21 protein-coding genes are annotated in these 19,533 nt (G+C 29.8%); 18 read left to right on the plus strand and 3 right to left on the minus strand.

The window, feature by feature from the left end:
* Nucleotides 1-481 precede the first annotated feature (481 nt).
* The 18 genes from rlmH to ACY191_RS01645 all read left to right on the plus strand — a co-directional run bounded on the left by rlmH (nucleotide 482) and on the right by ACY191_RS01645 (nucleotide 17,965).
* Entirely contained in the window at nucleotides 482-961 is a 480-nt protein-coding gene (gene rlmH, locus ACY191_RS01560) for a 23S rRNA (pseudouridine(1915)-N(3))-methyltransferase RlmH (RefSeq protein ID WP_232165222.1), read from the plus strand.
* Nucleotides 962-1,432: 471 nt separating this feature from the next.
* Entirely contained in the window at nucleotides 1,433-2,098 is a 666-nt protein-coding gene (locus ACY191_RS01565; RefSeq protein WP_038679421.1) for a YveK family protein, read from the plus strand.
* A 15-nt stretch (nucleotides 2,099-2,113) separates the two neighbouring features.
* On the plus strand, nucleotides 2,114-2,803 hold the full coding sequence (locus ACY191_RS01570; protein ID WP_463269849.1) for a polysaccharide biosynthesis tyrosine autokinase: 690 nt from the start codon (nucleotides 2,114-2,116) through the stop codon (nucleotides 2,801-2,803).
* A 2-nt stretch (nucleotides 2,804-2,805) separates the two neighbouring features.
* Nucleotides 2,806-3,579 (plus strand): tyrosine-protein phosphatase, encoded by a 774-nt coding sequence (locus tag ACY191_RS01575; protein WP_426829080.1) that lies wholly within the window; start codon nucleotides 2,806-2,808, stop codon nucleotides 3,577-3,579.
* 17 nt (nucleotides 3,580-3,596) lie between these two features.
* Nucleotides 3,597-5,408, plus strand: coding sequence for a polysaccharide biosynthesis protein (locus ACY191_RS01580; RefSeq protein WP_463269850.1), 1,812 nt, complete (start codon nucleotides 3,597-3,599; stop codon nucleotides 5,406-5,408).
* Nucleotides 5,409-5,601: 193 nt separating this feature from the next.
* Nucleotides 5,602-6,783, plus strand: coding sequence for a hypothetical protein (locus tag ACY191_RS01585; RefSeq protein WP_426829082.1), 1,182 nt, complete (start codon nucleotides 5,602-5,604; stop codon nucleotides 6,781-6,783).
* 3 nt (nucleotides 6,784-6,786) lie between these two features.
* Complete coding sequence (gene wzx, locus ACY191_RS01590; protein ID WP_463269851.1) at nucleotides 6,787-8,160, plus strand: O-unit flippase-like protein; 1,374 nt, start codon at nucleotides 6,787-6,789, stop codon at nucleotides 8,158-8,160.
* The gene (locus ACY191_RS01595) at nucleotides 8,135-8,560 is read left to right on the plus strand and encodes a serine O-acetyltransferase (protein WP_135024295.1); all 426 of its coding nucleotides are present in this window, start codon (nucleotides 8,135-8,137) and stop codon (nucleotides 8,558-8,560) included. Before wzx ends, ACY191_RS01595 begins: the two co-directional genes overlap by 26 nt.
* Entirely contained in the window at nucleotides 8,557-9,747 is a 1,191-nt protein-coding gene (locus tag ACY191_RS01600; protein WP_426829084.1) for a glycosyltransferase, read from the plus strand. The genes ACY191_RS01595 and ACY191_RS01600 overlap by 4 nt, the downstream gene beginning before the upstream one ends.
* Nucleotides 9,744-10,619, plus strand: a complete 876-nt coding sequence (locus ACY191_RS01605) for a glycosyltransferase family 2 protein (RefSeq protein ID WP_316673198.1) — start codon at nucleotides 9,744-9,746, stop codon at nucleotides 10,617-10,619. The genes ACY191_RS01600 and ACY191_RS01605 overlap by 4 nt, the downstream gene beginning before the upstream one ends.
* A 5-nt stretch (nucleotides 10,620-10,624) precedes the next feature.
* Nucleotides 10,625-11,176, plus strand: coding sequence for an acyltransferase (locus ACY191_RS01610; RefSeq protein ID WP_426829085.1), 552 nt, complete (start codon nucleotides 10,625-10,627; stop codon nucleotides 11,174-11,176).
* A 3-nt stretch (nucleotides 11,177-11,179) separates the two neighbouring features.
* The gene (locus ACY191_RS01615; RefSeq protein ID WP_426829086.1) at nucleotides 11,180-12,181 is read left to right on the plus strand and encodes an NAD-dependent epimerase; all 1,002 of its coding nucleotides are present in this window, start codon (nucleotides 11,180-11,182) and stop codon (nucleotides 12,179-12,181) included.
* A 20-nt stretch (nucleotides 12,182-12,201) separates the two neighbouring features.
* Complete coding sequence (locus ACY191_RS01620; protein WP_463269852.1) at nucleotides 12,202-13,476, plus strand: nucleotide sugar dehydrogenase; 1,275 nt, start codon at nucleotides 12,202-12,204, stop codon at nucleotides 13,474-13,476.
* Nucleotides 13,476-14,627, plus strand: a complete 1,152-nt coding sequence (locus ACY191_RS01625; RefSeq protein WP_426829088.1) for a glycosyltransferase family 4 protein — start codon at nucleotides 13,476-13,478, stop codon at nucleotides 14,625-14,627. The genes ACY191_RS01620 and ACY191_RS01625 overlap by 1 nt, the downstream gene beginning before the upstream one ends.
* Before the next feature lie 20 nt (nucleotides 14,628-14,647).
* Nucleotides 14,648-15,241: a sugar transferase gene (locus ACY191_RS01630; protein WP_426829089.1), complete on the plus strand. Its 594-nt coding sequence runs from the start codon at nucleotides 14,648-14,650 to the stop codon at nucleotides 15,239-15,241.
* Complete coding sequence (locus tag ACY191_RS01635; protein WP_426829090.1) at nucleotides 15,241-15,861, plus strand: acetyltransferase; 621 nt, start codon at nucleotides 15,241-15,243, stop codon at nucleotides 15,859-15,861. Before ACY191_RS01630 ends, ACY191_RS01635 begins: the two co-directional genes overlap by 1 nt.
* A gap of 42 nt (nucleotides 15,862-15,903) precedes the next feature.
* Complete coding sequence (locus ACY191_RS01640; protein WP_217874014.1) at nucleotides 15,904-17,010, plus strand: DegT/DnrJ/EryC1/StrS family aminotransferase; 1,107 nt, start codon at nucleotides 15,904-15,906, stop codon at nucleotides 17,008-17,010.
* 13 nt (nucleotides 17,011-17,023) lie between these two features.
* Entirely contained in the window at nucleotides 17,024-17,965 is a 942-nt protein-coding gene (locus tag ACY191_RS01645; protein WP_463269853.1) for an LCP family protein, read from the plus strand.
* Nucleotides 17,966-18,190: 225 nt separating this feature from the next.
* On the opposite strand, the gene ACY191_RS01650 is transcribed toward ACY191_RS01645, so the two are convergent.
* Genes ACY191_RS01650 through ACY191_RS01660 form a run of 3 tightly spaced genes read right to left on the minus strand, consistent with a single transcriptional unit; the run spans nucleotide 18,191 to nucleotide 19,477 of the window.
* Nucleotides 18,191-18,622: a JAB domain-containing protein gene (locus ACY191_RS01650; protein WP_463269854.1), complete on the minus strand. Its 432-nt coding sequence runs from the start codon at nucleotides 18,620-18,622 to the stop codon at nucleotides 18,191-18,193.
* A gap of 21 nt (nucleotides 18,623-18,643) precedes the next feature.
* Complete coding sequence (locus tag ACY191_RS01655) at nucleotides 18,644-19,150, minus strand: DUF1643 domain-containing protein (protein WP_268559789.1); 507 nt, start codon at nucleotides 19,148-19,150, stop codon at nucleotides 18,644-18,646.
* Nucleotides 19,151-19,165: 15 nt separating this feature from the next.
* Nucleotides 19,166-19,477 (minus strand): DUF960 family protein, encoded by a 312-nt coding sequence (locus ACY191_RS01660; RefSeq protein WP_107642238.1) that lies wholly within the window; start codon nucleotides 19,475-19,477, stop codon nucleotides 19,166-19,168.
* Between the last annotated feature and the right edge of the window lie 56 nt (nucleotides 19,478-19,533).

Genomic DNA, 19,533 nt, shown 5'->3' on the forward strand with positions numbered 1-19,533 from the left:
TTAGAATACAGTTTTTTATAAAATGGTATGAAAAAGTGAGGGTTTCACTTACTATGCAGAAAATTAGAAATAGATACTTATGACTATAAATTATCAACAGAAACAGAAAATTGAATAATGTAATATTCAGTTAACTAATAAATATAAATTAAAAATAGTAGTAGAAATACTTTTAAATAAGGATTTGTGTAAAGAAATTGTAAATAATGTGAATAACTATGTAAGACAACCACCAACTTATCCACTATTTTATTCAAGGTTATCCATAGATGTGCACAATTCACATGTGGATACCCACATTATACACAGAGTTATCCACAAATATACAGGTTATCCACGCTTTTTGTGTGTATAAATTGTAAAAAGCATTAATTTTCAATATACATTCTTGTTATAATAAGAGGGAACAGTGTGAATAAGTTAATAACTTGTGGATAAGTCTAATAACTTTTAATGCTATACACATATTTGGAGGATAAAAATGAAAATCACAATACTCACAGTAGGTAAATTAAAAGAAAAATACTGGAAACAAGCAATAGCAGAATATGAAAAGAGATTAGGAGCGTACTCCAAAATAGAAATAATTGAAGTACCAGATGAAAAAGCCCCTGAGAACATGAGCGATAAAGAAGTGGAACAAGTAAAAGAAAAAGAAGGGCAACGTCTTTTAGCTAAAGTAAAACCACAATCCACAGTCATTACATTAGAAATTAAAGGTAACATGCTAACATCAGAAGGCTTAGCCAAAGAACTAGAAGGGCGCATGACCCGTGGACAAAGCGACTTTACATTTGTTATAGGCGGATCAAACGGCCTATACCAAGACGTGTTAAACCGCAGCGACTACGCACTATCATTCAGCAAAATGACCTTCCCACACCAAATGATGCGCGTAGTCTTAATAGAACAAATATACCGCGCATTTAAGATTATGCGCGGTGAAGCATATCATAAATGATGCGGTTTTTTCAGCCGCTTCATAAAGGGATTTTGAACGTATCAGAACGTATGAGGTTTATGAGAATTGCAGTTATGTTTTTGTGAAGCATATCATAAATGATGCGGTTTTTTCAGCCGCTTCATAAAGGGATTTTGAACGTATCGGAACGTATGCGGTTTATGAGAATTGCTGTTATGTTTTTGTGAAGCATATCACAAGTGATGCGGTTTTTTAAATATTTTAGCTAATAATCGAGTCTAATAAATATATGTAAAAATCCACTGAATTAGAATAAAATTTTAAATTAAAGTAATTAAGTTGAAAAATGAGTATTATTGTTAAATATTTGTAAAATTTATTTGTATTACTAATTGTAAGGTTGTAAAATTAGTATATTTTAACTATACTAATTACATTCTGAGAAAATAATATAATAAGTTATATATTAATTAAAATGGAAAATTTGAGGGAAAATAACAGGAGGTTTTCATGGAGAATTCAGTAGATTTAATAAAAATATGGAGAATAATTAAAAGAAATTTTAATTTAATCATAATTTTACCAATAGTTGGTTTAATTATAGGTCTTCTATGCTCTTTAATTTTAGTTCAACCAATGTTCCAAGCATCAACACAAGTAATAGTTAACGAAAAAGAAAGCGATTCCGCAATGCAGGCTCAACAAGTTCAAAGTAATATTCAATTGGTGAATACATATGCCGAAATTGCAACAAGCCCTCGTATGTTAGAAGAAGTTTCAAAAGAGTTAGATAACAAATATTCGGCAAAAGAATTATCAAGTATGATCTCAGCAACAAGTGAAACTGAATCACAAATTTTAAATATTGCAGTTGAAAGTGCGAATAAGAATGATTCAGAAAAAATAGCAAATGTATTTTCTGAAGTTTTTAGTGATGAAACACCTAAGATTATGAACATAGACAATGTATCTATTTTATCTAAAGCAGATGACACTGCAACTCAAACTGAACCTAAAATGTTAGTAAATGCTTTACTTGGCATAGTAATAGGTTTAATGGTTGCAGCGGTTGTAATAGTTTTAAGAGAAATCTTTGATACACGCATTAAAAATGAACAAGATGTACAAGATGAATTAGATATTCCAGTTTTAGGTTCAATACAAAAATTTAAATAAGGAAGGATATTATTTATGGCAAAGAAAAAAGAAAAAACAATATCACCTTTATACGTTCATAACAATCCTAAGTCTACAATTAGTGAAAAGTTTAGAGGGATTAGATCAAATATTATGTTCTCAGGTGCGAATTCAGAAATAAAATCACTTATAGTTACATCTGAAAAAACAGCATCAGGTAAAAGTACAATAACTGCAAATATTGCTATTACATATGCGCAAGCAGGCTATAACACTTTAATTATTGATGGCGATATGAGAAAACCAACTCAACAAAATATTTTCAATCTAGCAAATCATAGTGGCTTATCTAATTTAATAATTGGCAAAACACTTCAGACTGATGCTATAAAAGAAACGCATATTGAGAATTTAAATGTCCTAACTTCAGGTCCAATACCGCCAAATCCGTCAGAACTTATTACATCAACAAATTTCCACGAATTACTTAACAAATTAACTGATGGTTTTGATTTTATTATAATTGATACACCGCCAGTGACTACTGTTACAGATGCACAATTATATGCTAAAGGTGTTAGAGATTGTGTGTTAGTGATAGATGGTTCAAAAAATGAAAAAAATGAAGTGAAAAAAGCTAAAGAATTATTGATTAAATCAGGTGGGAAAGTTATCGGTGCAGTCTTAAATAAAATGACAATCGAAAAAGGTTCAAGTTATTACTATTATTATGGGGATGAGTAAATATGATAGATATACACAATCATATATTGATTGGAGCTGATGATGGTCCAAAAACAAAGGAAGACGTTATAAGTTTAATAACTCAAGCGAAGGAAGAAGGTATTACTAGTATTGTAGCAACACCACATCATTTGCATACAAGATATAACAATCCTGTAGATAATGTGAAGTCAAAGGTGAATGAGATAATATCTATTGAAGAAATTAAAAAACTAGGTATTGAATTCTATTATGGTCAAGAAATTCGTATTACAGACCAAATACTTCCGGAAATTGATAATGGAAAGATAGTAGGAATAAATAACTCTCGTTACTTATTAATTGAGCTTCCTTCAAATGAAGTTCCACATTACACTCAAAATTTATTGAATGAGCTACAAGTTTTAGGATACATTCCTATAATCGCTCATCCTGAAAGGAATAGAGCAATTGCACAAAACTTAGATCTGTTATTTCAGTTAGTTAATGGTGGTGCTTTAAGTCAAATAACATCTACATCATTAAATGGTAGTATGGGCAAAAATATTAAGAAAGTGACTTTGCAAATGATTGATAATAATCTTACGCATTTTATTGCTTCGGATGCACATAGTGTTAATGAAAGACCATTTTTAATGAAATCATTATTAAATGATAAAAAACTTAAAAATTATAGGAAAGAAATCGCTGAATTGATTGAAAATGCAAAATTAATTATTGAAGATAAAAAATTAATGAAGGAGATTCCAACGCAAGATTATAATCATATAAAAAGATTTGGAATTTTCAAAAAATGAATGAGGGGATTTTATAGGTGGCACAAATTTCTGCAAGATTACGTCTAATTATGTTAGTCATAATAGATTCGGTAATTGTAACGTTTTCTGTGTTTTTAGGATATTTTATATTAGAACCATACTTTGAAAGTTATACTATTGATTTATTAATTTTAGCATCTGTTATATTGCTTATTTCACATCATGCGTTTGCGGCATTATTCAACTTATATCATAGGGCTTGGGAATATGCTAGTGTAAATGAATTGATGTTAGTTGTAAAATCAGTAAGTTCTTCAGTGTTAATTACATTAATTGTTGTTTCTCTTATAACCGGTAGTAGCCCATTCTTTAGGTTGTATTTTATAACTTGGATGATGCATTTAATACTAATAGGTGGCTCTAGATTATTTTGGAGAGTATATCGAAAATATATAATTGGTAGAAATATAAAAAAGAAACCAACATTAATAGTAGGTGCTGGTCAAGGCGGATCAATGTTAGTCCGTCAAATGTTAAGAAGTGCTGACATGAAAATGGAACCTGTGTTAGCTGTAGATGATGATAAAAACAAACAAAAAATAGTTATTACAGAAGGTGTAAAGGTACAAGGGTACATAAAAGATATTCCTGAATTAGTGAAAAAATTTAAAATCAAAAAAATTATAATAGCAATACCTACTCTAAGTGCAAAGAGACTTAAAGAAATAAATGATATATGTAATATCGAAGGAATAGAATTATTTAAAATGCCAAACATTGAAGATGTGTTGTCTGGCGATATAGAAGTAAATCAACTAAAAAAAATAGATGTAGGAGATTTGTTAGGTAGAGAACCAGTGGAATTAGATATGGCACTTATATCAAACGAACTTTCTCATAAAACAATTTTAGTGACTGGCGCAGGAGGTTCTATTGGTTCTGAAATTTGTAGGCAGGTATGCAAATTTGAACCAAGCAAAATAATTTTATTAGGACATGGTGAAAATAGCATTTATCTAATAAATCAAGAATTAACAAAGTTGTATAAAAATAAAATAGAAATTATACCAGTGATTGCTGATGTTCAAAATAAATCGAGATTACAAGAAGTAATGTTGAAGTATAAACCATATGTTGTTTATCATGCTGCGGCACATAAACATGTACCTTTAATGGAAGCAAATCCATTTGAAGCAATGAGAAATAATATATTGGGAACAAGAAATACTGCTGAGGCAGCAATAAATGCTGAAGTAAATAAATTTGTAATGATTTCTACGGACAAAGCAGTTAACCCACCTAACGTAATGGGAGCTACGAAGCGAGTGGCTGAGATGTATATTCAATGTTTAAATCACGAAAATTCTAAAACGGATCTTGTTGCCGTAAGGTTTGGAAACGTATTAGGTTCAAGGGGATCCGTAATCCCATTATTTAAAAAACAAATAGAGGCCGGTGGGCCATTAACTGTTACTCACCCAGATATGACACGTTACTTTATGACGATTCCAGAAGCGTCTAGACTTGTACTACAAGCAGGTGCCATAGCAACTGGGGGAGAAATATTTGTTTTGGATATGGGAGAACCAGTCAAAATAGTTGATTTAGCTAAAAATATTATTCGCTTAAGCGGTAAAAAAGAAGAAGATATAGGTATAGAGTTTACTGGTATGAGACCAGGTGAAAAATTATTTGAAGAATTATTAAATAAAAATGAAATACATTCTGAACAAGTATATGAAAAAATTTATCGCGGTAAAGCAATCACTATTCCAAAAAGTGAGTTAGATGAAGTTATTAATGAATTTTTTACTAACAAAAATGAATCAAAAGAAAAATTAATACAATTTGCTAATAGGAAGTTATAAAATGACACTTTTTTATAGAATCATAGTTTTAATCTTGTCTCTCATAAGCATTGTTTCAATAATGCTAAGCGACATTCAATTACCAAACAATTTAATAGCACTGCCTTTATTATTTATGTGTTTATACTTTTTATTTCCAATGTTTAGTAGATATATGTTTTATAATATTGGAATTACCATTGTAAATATAACAATGTTAATAAGGTATGTCATTTCTCCATTGTTAATGTCTATTTACGGTGTGAATGTTGGAATTGGTATGTCCACATCTCTTGGTTCTCAAACCAAAGCAATTAATTTAATGCTATTTGAAATGATAGTAATTATTGTAACATTCTGCCTTCTATATAAACGATTTTATTCTAGTAAAACTGAATTTAGAAAAATGGAAGCTAAACCTAATTTATTTGGTTGGGCTTATGTACTCTTAAGTTTTGTGGTTGTATTATTCAATCCAGAAGTGCTTGCAAGATACACTTTTATTTGGTCTGCTTCTCAATTGAAAAGTAAAGATGTGGTAGACTCAGTTTCATTATTTTTCTTAATAGTCCAACTTGGGCAAGTTGTAGCTACAATAGGCGTGTTAAATTGGATATATAGATTCTATGAATATAACAAAAATATCATATGGTTATTTCTATCATTTATAGTAATAGGAATATCATCATCTTTTATTACTGGTACGAGTAGATTTAGCATAATTTTACCTTTAGCAACTGGATTATTCACTATTTTTATTTTGTATAAAAATTATAGAAAGTTAATTGTTATATTATCGGTAGGCATGTCATTATTATTAATAGCAGTGTCTACTTTGTTAAAACAAAACACGATTGCTACACAAGGAAATACATCTACTGCTAAATCTAGTAGTACATTTGAAAATCTTAATACTGATTTGCAATTATATTTTTCAGGGGTATCAAATGTAGCTCATTCAATTGATACTAGCTATGTTTATGCACCATTTCAATTTGATGCAATTATTAGTGAATTATTTAGGTCAGTTGTGTTTTTGAATTCATTGTTTGGACAACATCAAAGTGCTCTAACATCATTTAATGAAGTTTTTTATCAGAGGCCATTGGTTTCAGATCAAATATTACCAATGATTGGACAAGGTTACTTATACTTTGGTCCGTACTTAGCTCCAATACTTTCTTTTATTAGTATTATCTTAGTTATGGTGTTGGATAAAAAAATATATAAGAGTGACTCAGTATTTAAAATATATATTATGTCATATTTATGTATTAAGTTATCACTATTTTTTATGGCGAATGCAACGATTCAAATGTCATTTTTCACAAATTTCTTTATTATTTTATTGATGATAAGTTATCTTAACAAGAAGTTTATAATTAAGAAGGTGTAGTCCATGAATATTGGAAAAAAAGATGTAGCATGGAGTTATATAAGTTTAGCGATGGTACAAGGTATCAACATTATGCTTTTACCGATTATATTAAAATTTTTAAATTCAGCTGAACTGGGATTATGGTATACATTTACTTCATTATATGGTTTAGCAATGCTTATTGATTTTGGATTTCAAACAGTCATTGCTAGGAATATAAGTTATTTATGGTCAGGCGCTAAAACTGTTAAAAAAGAAGGCTTTGATGAAACTGATGTAAAAGAAAATGGAATACATATTGGATACTTTATAAAGGTTTTATCAACTGTAAAATTTATTTACTACGTTATGGGTATAATAATATTAACTATATTTATGACTTTTGGTACTTTATATTTACTTCAAATTACTAATGGAGAAATTGACTTATATGAAGCATTAATCGCATGGTTTTTTTATATGTTATCTATTGTCTTGAATGTTGCATTTTCTTTTTGGAATGCTATTTTAAAAGGGATTGGCGCTATAAAAGTATATAATCAAATTTTAGTGATTACTAAAGTAACCCAACTTATATTATCAATTTTACTTTTAGTGGTGGGATACGGAATAATTGGAGTTTCATTCGCATACCTTGTTTCTGTAATTGTAAACAGATTACTACAATCATTTAATTATTATAGGTTTACGAATGAAACAAAAGTAACAAGGAAGAAAATAAAAGTTAAATATGATAAGGAAATTTTTGAGGCATTTTTACCTAATACTGTGAAAACAGGCATTTTATCTTTATCTAATTATTTAGTCATAAACTTTCCAATAATATTATGTTCATATTTCCTATCTCTAAATGTCTCTGGGCAATTTGGTTTGATAAACCAAATAATTACATTAATTTTAACTTTATCGAATTCTTATTTTAATACTTATTTATCAAAATTTAACTATTTGAGAGTTAGAAAGCAGTTTGATGAATTACATAAATTATTTACTAAATCAATGGTAACAAATTATATTTTTAACTTTATTGCGTTTGCTTTGTTATTAGTATTTGGTAATTTCGCGCTAAATTTAATTGGGGCTGACTACACACTATTACCAATTGGTCTAATGTTAATTGTAATAGTATATAGATTCTTATATAACAATCAAATTTTGTTTACAACTTTTTTAACAACTAAAAACAAAATTCCGCATTATAAACAGTTTTTAATATCTGCCATTATAACTATTGTTGTACAGGTTGTTGTGCTGACATTCGTTGAATCAACATTATTATACTTGATAATGCCATTACTGATTATTCAATTAATATTTAATAATTGGTATTGGGTCTATTATGTTATTAAAGATGCAAGGGGTGAAAAAAATGAAAAAGCAATCATTAATGAATAAAGCAATTATATTAATGACTACACTTTATCAAAAAAATATTCCAATATTACCGAGGTTAATGCAACAATCAAACCGATTTATATTTGCTTGTGATATACCAAGAAGTGTGAGAATTGGAAAAGGAACAGTTTTTGCACATAGTGGTTTAGGATGTGTTATTCATTCAAATGCAAAAATTGGAGAAAATTGTAAAATCCAGCAAAATGTGACGATAGGTGGGAGAGGAAAACACGGCACACCTATAATTGGTAATAATGTATTTATAGGGGCCGGCTCTACCATAATTGGCGGTATAAAAATTGGCGATAATGCCACAATTGGAGCCATGACACTAGTTTTAAAAGATGTTGATGAAAATGAAACGGTCGTCGGCATACCAGCTAGAGGAGTGAAGAAATGAAATTGTTATTTGTAGTAAATAATTTTAATTTTGGTGGCCCGCAAAAAAGTCTTGTGAACTTATTCTATGAATTAAAAAGTAATGATGTGAAAATTGATTTAATGATATTAAATCAGCAAGATAAATTGACGCATTATATTCCAGATTATGTAAATGTTATTCAAGTTCCAAGTAAGTATTCATTATTAATTTTAGATAAAAGTAACTTATTTACAAATATGATGCGAAATTTAAATAAACCATTGTTGATTTTAAAGACGCTAATTTTTGTAATTAAAAGTCAATTAAAGTTACAGGATAATACTAAAAGCAAACAGAAATTTTGGATAAAGAATAAATGGAATGATGAGGATTTTACAAAACATTATGATTTTGCAGTTGGTGTATCTGGAGGTCATTCAGTTTATTTTATAGAAGATTATATTAAAGCTAATCACAAAATTGGTTGGATAAGGACTGATTATAAAGTATTAAAAAGAGATCATCAGTTGGATAAGCAATATTTCGAAAAAATGGATGGAATGATTGCTGTTTCGAATATGACTGCTGAAAGTTTTGAGAAAATATTCAATATAACCCCTTATGTATACTACAACAGTCTACCGATTAAGTTATATGAAAATATAGATAGTGAGGATTTTGATACAGATTTTGATTATATGAATTTATGTACAATCTGTAGGTTGGACAATGACAAAGGTTTAGATTTACTAGTGGAAGCGGCTAAAATTTTGAAAAACCAGGAAATAAAATTTAAATGGTATATTGTTGGAACTGGAAAACTGGAAGAATGGTTAAAAGAAGAAATACGAAAAAATGGTTTAGAAAAATTAGTTTTGCCAATAGGATTTAAATTCAATACAGGAAACATCCTAAAAAAAATGGATGTTCTTGTACATCCTTCCAGATTTGAAGGTAAGTCAAACACAATTGATGAAGCACTTTATTATGAAATACCGATTGTTGCTACTAACTTTGATACAGTTTATGAACAAATTATCAATGGTGAAAATGGATTCATTACAAATATGAATGGCAGTGAAATAGCGAAGAAAATTATTGAGTTGTATGAAGATAAACAGATTTATACAAAAATAAAAAACAATCTTCATAATAATAGAATAATTCCTAAAGATAAAGGTGAAGAGTTTATAAACTTACTTGGTAGGATTGGAGATAATAAATGACAAAATTGACTATTTTCACCCCAACATATAACAGAGCACATACGCTACCTAGATTATTTGATTCATTAGTTAATCAAACAAATTATGAATTTGAATGGTTAATTGTAGATGATGGATCCACAGATGATACTGAAGAAATAGTGAAAACATTTATAACAGAAAAATTTCCAATTAGATATATAAAGCAAAAAAACGGTGGGAAACATATAGCTACTAATATAGGTTTGAAATGTGCGTATGGAGAACTATTTACTTGCCTTGATAGCGATGATTGGTTTTACCCTGAGGCTGTTGCATTTTTTATTGATCAATTTGCTGAAAATAATGAAATGAATGCTTTAATCTCACTGGATACATTTGAAAATGGAGAAATTGTAGGTGAGAAATTACCAAAAATTGATAATGTAAATTGGGTAGATTTAAGATATAAATATCAAATTAAAGGGGATAAATGTTATGTATTTAAAACAAAAATAGTTAAAAATATGACATTTCCTCAATATGGTGAGTCTATCCATATGCCACCATCCTATCAACTATTTGATTATAGTAGATACTATAATTTTCATTTATCAAATGAAAAAACAAAATTTGTCGAATATCAAAATGATGGTATTAGTAGTAAAGTGAAACAAAATTATTTTAAATCTGCAGAAAATTATTGTGAGTATAGAAAGTTTGCCAATGATCAATTACCTAATTTAAAAGAAAAAATAAAAAATATTTTATTATTCGATATATCTTGGATTGAATTGAAATTGAATAGCAAATTTAAATTCAAAAGCAAATCAGCATTTATATTATCAATACTCTGTCTACCTATTTCATATGTGATGTATATATACTATAAAAATTATTTTCGAGAGAAGTGAGTATAATGAAAAGTAAAGTATATTTGATTATAAAAATGATGCAAAAACCATATAATTTATTACCGAAAGGAATTTCAAATATTTTATGGTATATCTTTTCATTAAGCGAATCAAAAATTGCAATATTATATCGTTATTTATATTTAACTAAATATGCAAATAGAATTGGAAGGAATGTTTTTATTGGAAAATTCGTTACTATAAAAAATATAGATAATTTATCCATTGGTAATGATGTAAGTATACATGCATATAGTTATATTGATGCATTTGGAAAAATTGAAATTGGTAACAGTGTTTCGATAGCTAATCATACAACACTAATTTCATCTGATCATACATGGGATGATAGGAATACGCCAATTAAGTATAATCCAGTCGATCCTAAAAGGATTATTATTGAAAATGACGTGTGGATTGCTGCTGGAGTAAGAGTACTTGGTGGCGTTACTATCAATAAACGAAATGTAATTGGTGCAGGAGCAGTTGTAAATAAAAGTACTGAGGAAAATTGCGTTTATGTAGGTGTACCAATCAAAAAAGTGAAGGAGATATAAAATATGAAGATATTAATCACAGGAGCAGCAGGTTTTATTGGATCTCATCTTGCGAAAAAATTAATTAGACAAGAGCATCAAGTTATAGGTGTAGATAGTATAAATGATTATTATTCAGTTTCTTTGAAAGAAGATAGATTACAATCAATAGGTAAAGAGAGTTTTACTTTTTATAAATTGAAATTAGAAAATTATGACGAATTATCTAAAGTATTTAGAGATGAACAACCAGCAGTAGTAGTTAATTTAGCAGCTCAAGCTGGTGTTAGATACAGTATAGAAAACCCAAGGGCATATATTGACTCTAATGTTGTTGGTTTTATGAATATTTTAGAATGCTGTAGACATTTTAATATTCAAAATTTAATTTATGCTTCCTCTAGTTCAGTATACGGTGCTAATACAACAAAACCATTTAGCACTTCTGATAACATAGACCATCCGTTAAGTTTATATGCAGCAACTAAAAAATCAAATGAGTTAATGGCACATACGTATAGTCATTTATACAAATTACCTACAACAGGTTTGAGGTTCTTTACGGTATATGGTCCATGGGGTAGACCAGATATGGCACTATTTAAATTCACAAAAGCAATCGTAAATGACGAGGTTATAGATGTTTATAATCACGGAAATATGATGAGAGATTTTACGTATGTTGATGATATTGTTGAAGCAATTAGTAGACTTGTTAAAAAACCAGCATCACCAAATAAAGAATGGTCAGGTGCAAATCCAGATCCTGGTTCTTCATATGCACCATATAAAGTCTATAATATTGGAAACAATAGCCCAGTTAGATTGATGGAATTTGTTGAAGCTATAGAGAATAAATTAGGTAAAGAAGCAAAGAAAAACTACATGGATTTACAACCTGGAGATGTACCTGAAACTTATGCAAATGTTGATGACTTATTTAGAGATATTGATTTTAAACCAGAAACTACAATTCAAGATGGTGTAAATAAATTTGTTGATTGGTACTTAGAATATTATAAATAAAATTAGGGAGATGTTTTTTGATGGAAAGAAATATTGCAGTAGTTGGATTAGGTTATGTAGGTTTACCAGTAGCTGTGACTTTTGGGAATAAACATAAAGTAATCGGATTTGATATAAATGAAGCAAGGATTCAAGAATTAAAAAATAATTACGATAGAACAAATGAAGTAACTGAAGAAAAATTAAAAAAAACAAATATAACGTATACATCAAACACAGAGGATTTGAAACAAGCTGACTTCATTATTGTGGCTGTACCTACACCAATTGATAAACATAATAAGCCTGATTTATTGCCATTATTAAAAGCGAGTGAAACTGTTGGAAAATTCATTACACCAGACACAATCGTTGTTTATGAATCAACAGTTTATCCTGGTGCAACGGAAGAAGAGTGTGTACCTGTATTAGAAAAATATTCTGGACTTGTTTGTGGTAAAGACTTTTTTGTTGGTTACTCACCTGAGAGAATTAATCCAGGAGATAAAGTACATACTTTCGAAACGATTACAAAAGTTGTATCAGGCCAAACGCCTGAAGTATTAGAAGTAGTCGCAAAGGTATATAGTTCAGTCGTCACAGCGGGAGTTCATAAAGCCTCTTCTATTAAAGTAGCAGAAGCGGCAAAAGTCATTGAAAATACACAACGTGATGTGAACATTGCATTAATGAATGAACTCGCAATCATTTTTGATAAATTAAACATAGACACTAACGAGGTATTAAAAGCGTCAGGAACAAAATGGAACTTTTTGAATTTTAAACCAGGTTTAGTAGGTGGACACTGTATTGGTGTTGATCCGTATTATTTAACACATAAAGCTCAAGAAGTTGGTCACCATCCTGAAGTAATCCTAGCTGGTAGAAGAATAAATGATAATATGGCAAAACATATCGCTTCTAACGTTATTAAAGAATTGTTGAAACAAGGATTAGAAGTACAAGGTGCGTCAGTCAATGTGTTAGGTCTTACATTTAAAGAAAATTGTCCAGACCTAAGAAATACAAAAGTTATTCACATCATTGAGGAATTAAAAGAATATGGACTAAACGTAACAGTGAATGATGTTGAAGCAGATAAAAATGAAGCAGAGAAATTGTTCAATTTAAATTTGAAAGATAAAAGTGAATTAAATAAAGCTGATGTAGTATTATTTGCAGTGCCTCATAGTGAATATTTAACTGAATATGATGATTATATTAATTTGGCAAAAGAAAACGGAATTATAATTGATATTAAAGGCAATATTAGACATGAAGATATTCAAGCTAATCAAAAACTTTGGAGGCTATAATGTTAAAAATTGTGCAAGTTGCTGCAATTGAAATGACGCATATTAAACTCTTAAAAACTTTGAATGAAACAAGTATTAATAATGGCATAGAAGTTCATTGCGTGAGCACTTTTGGCTCTCAAATAAATGAAGTCAAAAAACAAGGTGTCAACTATCATAATATAAATATTGATAGAAATATAAATCCTATTAGTAATATGAAATCTATTTTAAAAATGGTAAAGTTATTTAAACAAATCAAACCAGACATCGTTCATGTTCATACGCCTATAGCTGCAGTATTAGGCAGAATTGCTGCTAAGATAGCAGGTGTGCCGACAATAATATATACTGCACATGGATTTTATTTTCATGAAGGTATGTCATTAAAGACATATAAATTTTATTTTAATATTGAGAAATTTATTGGGAAATACTTTACTGATTATATATTCACTCAAAGTAAAGAAGACTATCACACAGCAGTAAAAAATAACTTTTTAAAAAAATCGAAGCAAAGTAACTATCTCCACATTAGCAATGGTATAGACATAGATAACCAATTTAATTTTGAATCAATAAATAAAGATAACTTGACTAGTATAAAACAAGAATTAGAAATTAAAGATGGCGATATTGTTGTCACTTTTATTGGGAGACTAGTTAAAGAAAAAGGAATATTAGATCTTTTAGATTCATATAATAAACTGACGTCAAAAAATATTAAGTATATAATTATAGGTGATTTACCTGAAGGTGAAAGGGATAATGAAACACAAAAAGTTTTGAAAAATTATAAAAAAGAAAAAAATATTATTTTTACAGGACAAATTACTAATATTAATGAATATTTAGCTTTAAGTGATATATATTGTTTGCCATCTTATAGGGAAGGTATGCCTAGATCAATCATTGAAGCTATGGCAATGAAAAATGCAATTATTGCAACAAACATACGGGGTTCGAGAGAAGAAGTAATTGATAATGAGAATGGTTTTTTAGTTCCTTTACAAGCAAGTATGTATATTGCAAATAAAATTGAAGAATTAGCAAATGATAATAATAAATTAAAAAAATTTAAAGAAGCGAGCTTTATAAGAGCAAAAAACAATTATAATGAAGTGGATGTTGTCAAAAAGCAACTTGAAATATTTAGTCGATTTGATAAGTAAGAAAGTGAGGGGTCGCACTAATGCTAAAGAGAATGTTTGATTTGATAATTAGTTTAGGTTTATTAGTTATATCTTCACCGATATTAATAGTTTCATATCTATTAATTTCAAAAAAACTGGGGAAACCAGTATTGTTCAAACAAACTAGACCTGGAAAATATGAAAAGCCTTTCGACATTTACAAATTCAGAACAATGACAACAGAGGTAGATGATAAAGGTCAATTATTACCAGATGAGCAACGTATGACAAAGCTAGGTTCTCAAATTAGAAATTCAAGTATTGATGAATTGCCGCAATTAATAAATGTGTTGAAAGGTGATTTAAGCTTAGTTGGACCAAGACCATTACTAATGGAATACTTACCTTTATATAATGAAGAACAAAGAAAACGTCATAATGTTAAACCGGGCATTACAGGTTGGGCACAAACAAATGGTAGAAATGCAATAACATGGGAACAGAAGTTTAAACTTGATGTATGGTATGCTGAAAATCAATCATTTAAACTAGATATGTATATTTTATATAAAACAATAGAAAATGTATTGAAGAAAAAAGATATTAGTTCTGAATCTCATGTCACTGCAGAAAAATTTAGAGGTAATGTTTAATGAAACGTATAATCTTAATAGGAAATGGTGGCCACTCTAAAGTGATTAAAGATATTATCGATGAATCACCGGACTATACTGTCGTAGGATTTTTGGATAATAAGTTCTCTTCGTATGAAGAGAATGGGAATTGTTTTTATGATAATTTAGATAATATAAAATTTTATAGTGAAGATTATTATTTCTGCTTAGCAATAGGTAATAATGTTATAAGAAATAAACTGTTTAAAGAAATGCAACTTCATAAAAATCGATTTCCAGCACTGATACATTCGACTGCGAGTGTAAGCCCAAGTGCTCAAATTGGGTTTGGAACAGTTGTCATGCCTAATGCTGTTATTAATGCAGACGCACGAATAGGTAACCATGTAATAGTCAATTCAGGTTCAGTTATTGAACATGATAATTTTATAGAAGATTATGTTCATATTTCTCCAAATGCAACATTAGCTGGAAATGTTGCAATAGGAGTACGTTCGCATATTGCTATTGGCGCATCAGTATTACCACAAATAAAAATAGGTAGTGATTGTATCATAGGTGCAGGGGCGACCGTTATTAATAATGTTAATGACAAACAAATAGTTGTTGGTACACCAGCAAAACCCAAGGAGGAGTGAGAGTAGTTGACAAATGAACGCGTATATTTATCTAGACCACATATGGGTGGGAATGAACAAACTTATATAGAGAGAGCATTTGAACAGAATTGGATAGCGCCATTAGGAGAGAATGTGACTGAATTTGAAAATAGTATAAAATCTTATATCAATATAGATCAAGCATTGGCTGTTAGTAGTGGAACTGCTGCTATACATTTGGCACTGATAGAGAGTGGCGTAACAGAAGGGGATTATGTATTTTGTACCTCTTTAACTTTCTGTGCAACTTCTAATCCAATCTTATATCAAAATGCTATACCTGTATTCATTGATTCTGAATTAGATTCTTGGAATATGTCGCCTGTTGCATTGGAAAAAGCATTCAAAGAATTTGAAAAAAAATCAATTAAACCAAAAGCCGTTATAGCAGTTAATTTGTATGGACAATCTGCTAAATTAGATGAAATTAAAGCAATTTGTGATTCATATAATGTAACTTTAATCGAAGATGCGGCTGAATCTTTAGGTGCAGAATTTCACGGGGAAATGAGCGGAAGTTTTGGCGATTATGGTATTTTTTCATTTAATGGTAATAAAATAATTACTACCAGTGGTGGTGGTATGTTAGTCACAAATGATAGTAAATCAAATGAACATGCATTTTTCTTAGCAACTCAAGCTAGGGATAAAGCGATATATTATCAACATAGTGAATTAGGTTTTAACTATAGATTGAGCAACATATCAGCTGGTATCGGACGAGGGCAAATGGAAGTATTGGAGCAACGTGTTCAAAAAAGAAGAGCAATTTTTGATAAATATTATCATGAATTGTCAACTATTGAAGGCATCGAATTTCAACCAGAACTACCTAAATCTAAGTCTAACAGATGGTTAACAGCATTAACGATTGATGAGAATAAAACAGGATTTTCAGCAAAAGATGTAATTGAAGCACTTAGTAAAGAAAATATAGAAGCGAGACCTGTATGGAAACCAATGCATTTACAGCCACTATATAGTCAATATGAATATTATTTTGATGGTGTTGACAATGCTAAATATTTATTCGAACAAGGTATATGTCTACCTTCTGGTTCTGATATGGCAGTCGAAGATCAACAACGTATTATTCAAATTATAAAAAGATTGCTAGTCAAAAAGTAAGGATGGGTGGTATATGGAAAGAAGAAAAAGAAAGAAAAATTCAAAAGCAAAAAAAGTTATTCTAACAATAATCATTATTTTAGGGTTATTTGTAATATTTGCAGCAGCGTTTATTTTTTATAAATTAACAGTATTAAATAGATCCATCAATAATCCTTTGGATAGAGAGCATTCTGAACTGAGAGATAAGCCGTTAAAAGACGGGGAACCTATTTCTATTGCATTGTTCGGTATTGATTCTGATGAGGTTAGAGCATCTGAGAATGGTGGTCAAAGATCTGATTCTATCGTACTTCTTTCAATTAACCCGAAAGATAAAAAGACAGAAATGATTAGTGTGCCTCGTGATACACATGCTAAGATAGTTGGTAAAGATACAGAAGAGAAAATTAATCATGCATATGCATATGGTGGACCGGATATGGCAGTGAAATCTGTAGAAAAATTAATGGATGTCCCTATTGATCATTATGCTGCTATTAACATGGACGGAGTTTCTACGCTTATTGATGAAGTGAACGGTGTAGACGTTGTTAGTAATGGGGATTTTACCAAATCTAATTATTCTTTTGAAAAAGGAAAAAAATATCACATGGATGGTAAAGAAGCTTTAGCATTTATGCGTAGTAGAAAAGAAGCGGGTGCTGGAGGCGATGAAGGAAGACAAGCACGTCAACAACTCGTCATTGAAGCAGTAGCTAAAAAATCAATGAATCCAAGTTCTATTCCTAAAATTAATTCAATTTTTAATGCGGTAGAAGATAATGTTGAAACGGATTTGAGTTTAACTGATTTAAATGATATTCGCTCAGATTATAAAGCTGCGCAAAAAAATGTGAATCGTCATACTTTAAATGGTGAAAATACTTTAGGCGATGATGACCTTTATTACTTCTATCCTGGTGATAATGATCAAATCATTAAAGATTATCGAGACAATTTGAATTTGAAATAAAATTTTTATCAAACGGCAATTGCTATTGTAACAATTGCCGTTTTTGTATGAATTACCCTCATATAACAACAAAGGTAGATAAAAGACTATAATTGCTTTTGCTAACAGTATCTTTTATTAAAATTTTATGAATATTTCTTAGTCAAGAATCATAATTTAAGTTTGTTTTTATATATTAAAAAATAAAAGTAATAGGAGTGTCAAAATACTGCTATACTTCTAACTTTAAGTTATATTGTCTAATGAAATAAGTATGACTATCTGAGAAATAATACAGTCATAGAATAAAATACCCATCATTTCACCGATGAGCATTAACCGTTCGGTTACATTGATATCTTCAGGAAAGTGTGTTACATCTCCACTTGGATGGTTATGTCCTAGCATAATGCTGTTGGCGTTACTGAGCATCGCTGTTTTGAATATTTCTCTGGGGTGAATCACTGTTTGGTTAATAGAACCTATCGATAGTGTTTGAATATGTGTAGGTTCGTTTTTACTATTCATACATATAAGTATGAGATGTTCTCGATCACTGTTTCCAATGAATGAACGCATAATTTCTGCCACATCCTCAGGGTTTGAAATACGAGTTTTTAGATAACTCAATGTATCTGTTTTTATCATTTGTAGTGAAACAATATTGATTTCCTTCATAAATTTCCCTCCATATATGGACTATGCATTCAAAGTCCATTTCTGTCTTGCTTTTGGATTAAGGGGATGCATGATTTCATGAGTTGCGGGGTTCATGAGTTGCTTCACTTTCTTTTTATGTGTTTTCAACATCTCTAATATTTCATTGACACGCACTTCAACAATCGGTTTTTTAGCGTAAGCACCCCATGCTAATATCACTTCATCCGATTCTTTCACTGCTTTCATAATTTGAATATTTGTATGATTATCATAAGCATTTTTTGAATGTTTAAGATTAAAAGGTGTTGTAATATTAGAATATAGATTCACAAAATTGATTGAACCAAATGCTTCCATTTCTGTAACTTTATTCATAATGAGTTGAGTTGTTAGATCGATATTGAGAATACCATCATAATGCGGGTACATTGTAATGATTGTGATCGTTTGTTTTTCACTGTCCCATGTTTTCTTAAGTAGATAGCGATGTTGTTGGTCATCACTGAATATGGCTTCAGTTTCTAATGTATTTTTTATTGTTTTCATGTAATATTCACTCCTCTAGTATTCTTCTGGTAATAACATGACGTAATAAGAAAGGTCTACATCATCTTCTCGGATAATGTAGACCTTATTGATATCGATAGACTGTTTGACATTTGCCTTATGCGTTTTGACATATTCAGGACGTTCTTGTTTGTGTTTGATATATAGTTGGTTATTGTGCATATTGAATTGGAATATATGAAAATAATCCAATGATTCCTTGCCTTTTGATTGTGTTTGTTCTCGTCGTGCTACGAGTTGCCACAATTGATGTTGTAAGGTGATAGGTAAGTTGTTATCGATACCGCGGGTAATATATCTATTCATAAGCGTTTTCCTTTCGTTCTGATTCTTTCATCCAAATGATAATTTCACTAAGAATT

The sequence above is a fragment of the Staphylococcus sp. TCBT05 genome (assembly GCF_055179755.1).

Bases quoted from the DNA above. Each gene is read 5' to 3' on its own strand.
- ACY191_RS01645 (WP_463269853.1), top strand. From the start codon at position 17,024: ATGGAAAGAAGAAAAAGAAAGAAAAATTCAAAAGCAAAAAAAGTTATT.
- ACY191_RS01565 (WP_038679421.1), top strand. From the start codon at position 1,433: ATGGAGAATTCAGTAGATTTAATAAAAATATGGAGAATAATTAAAAGA.
- ACY191_RS01600 (WP_426829084.1), top strand. From the start codon at position 8,557: ATGAAATTGTTATTTGTAGTAAATAATTTTAATTTTGGTGGCCCGCAA.
- ACY191_RS01625 (WP_426829088.1), top strand. From the start codon at position 13,476: ATGTTAAAAATTGTGCAAGTTGCTGCAATTGAAATGACGCATATTAAA.
- ACY191_RS01595 (WP_135024295.1), top strand. From the start codon at position 8,135: ATGAAAAAGCAATCATTAATGAATAAAGCAATTATATTAATGACTACA.
- ACY191_RS01655 (WP_268559789.1), bottom strand. From the start codon at position 19,150: ATGAAAACAATAAAAAATACATTAGAAACTGAAGCCATATTCAGTGAT.
- ACY191_RS01660 (WP_107642238.1), bottom strand. From the start codon at position 19,477: ATGAATAGATATATTACCCGCGGTATCGATAACAACTTACCTATCACC.
- rlmH (WP_232165222.1), top strand. From the start codon at position 482: ATGAAAATCACAATACTCACAGTAGGTAAATTAAAAGAAAAATACTGG.
- ACY191_RS01570 (WP_463269849.1), top strand. From the start codon at position 2,114: ATGGCAAAGAAAAAAGAAAAAACAATATCACCTTTATACGTTCATAAC.
- ACY191_RS01620 (WP_463269852.1), top strand. From the start codon at position 12,202: ATGGAAAGAAATATTGCAGTAGTTGGATTAGGTTATGTAGGTTTACCA.
- ACY191_RS01630 (WP_426829089.1), top strand. From the start codon at position 14,648: ATGCTAAAGAGAATGTTTGATTTGATAATTAGTTTAGGTTTATTAGTT.
- ACY191_RS01585 (WP_426829082.1), top strand. From the start codon at position 5,602: ATGTTAATAAGGTATGTCATTTCTCCATTGTTAATGTCTATTTACGGT.
- ACY191_RS01615 (WP_426829086.1), top strand. From the start codon at position 11,180: ATGAAGATATTAATCACAGGAGCAGCAGGTTTTATTGGATCTCATCTT.
- wzx (WP_463269851.1), top strand. From the start codon at position 6,787: ATGAATATTGGAAAAAAAGATGTAGCATGGAGTTATATAAGTTTAGCG.
- ACY191_RS01575 (WP_426829080.1), top strand. From the start codon at position 2,806: ATGATAGATATACACAATCATATATTGATTGGAGCTGATGATGGTCCA.
- ACY191_RS01610 (WP_426829085.1), top strand. From the start codon at position 10,625: ATGAAAAGTAAAGTATATTTGATTATAAAAATGATGCAAAAACCATAT.
- ACY191_RS01605 (WP_316673198.1), top strand. From the start codon at position 9,744: ATGACAAAATTGACTATTTTCACCCCAACATATAACAGAGCACATACG.
- ACY191_RS01640 (WP_217874014.1), top strand. From the start codon at position 15,904: ATGGGTGGGAATGAACAAACTTATATAGAGAGAGCATTTGAACAGAAT.
- ACY191_RS01650 (WP_463269854.1), bottom strand. From the start codon at position 18,622: ATGAAGGAAATCAATATTGTTTCACTACAAATGATAAAAACAGATACA.
- ACY191_RS01635 (WP_426829090.1), top strand. From the start codon at position 15,241: ATGAAACGTATAATCTTAATAGGAAATGGTGGCCACTCTAAAGTGATT.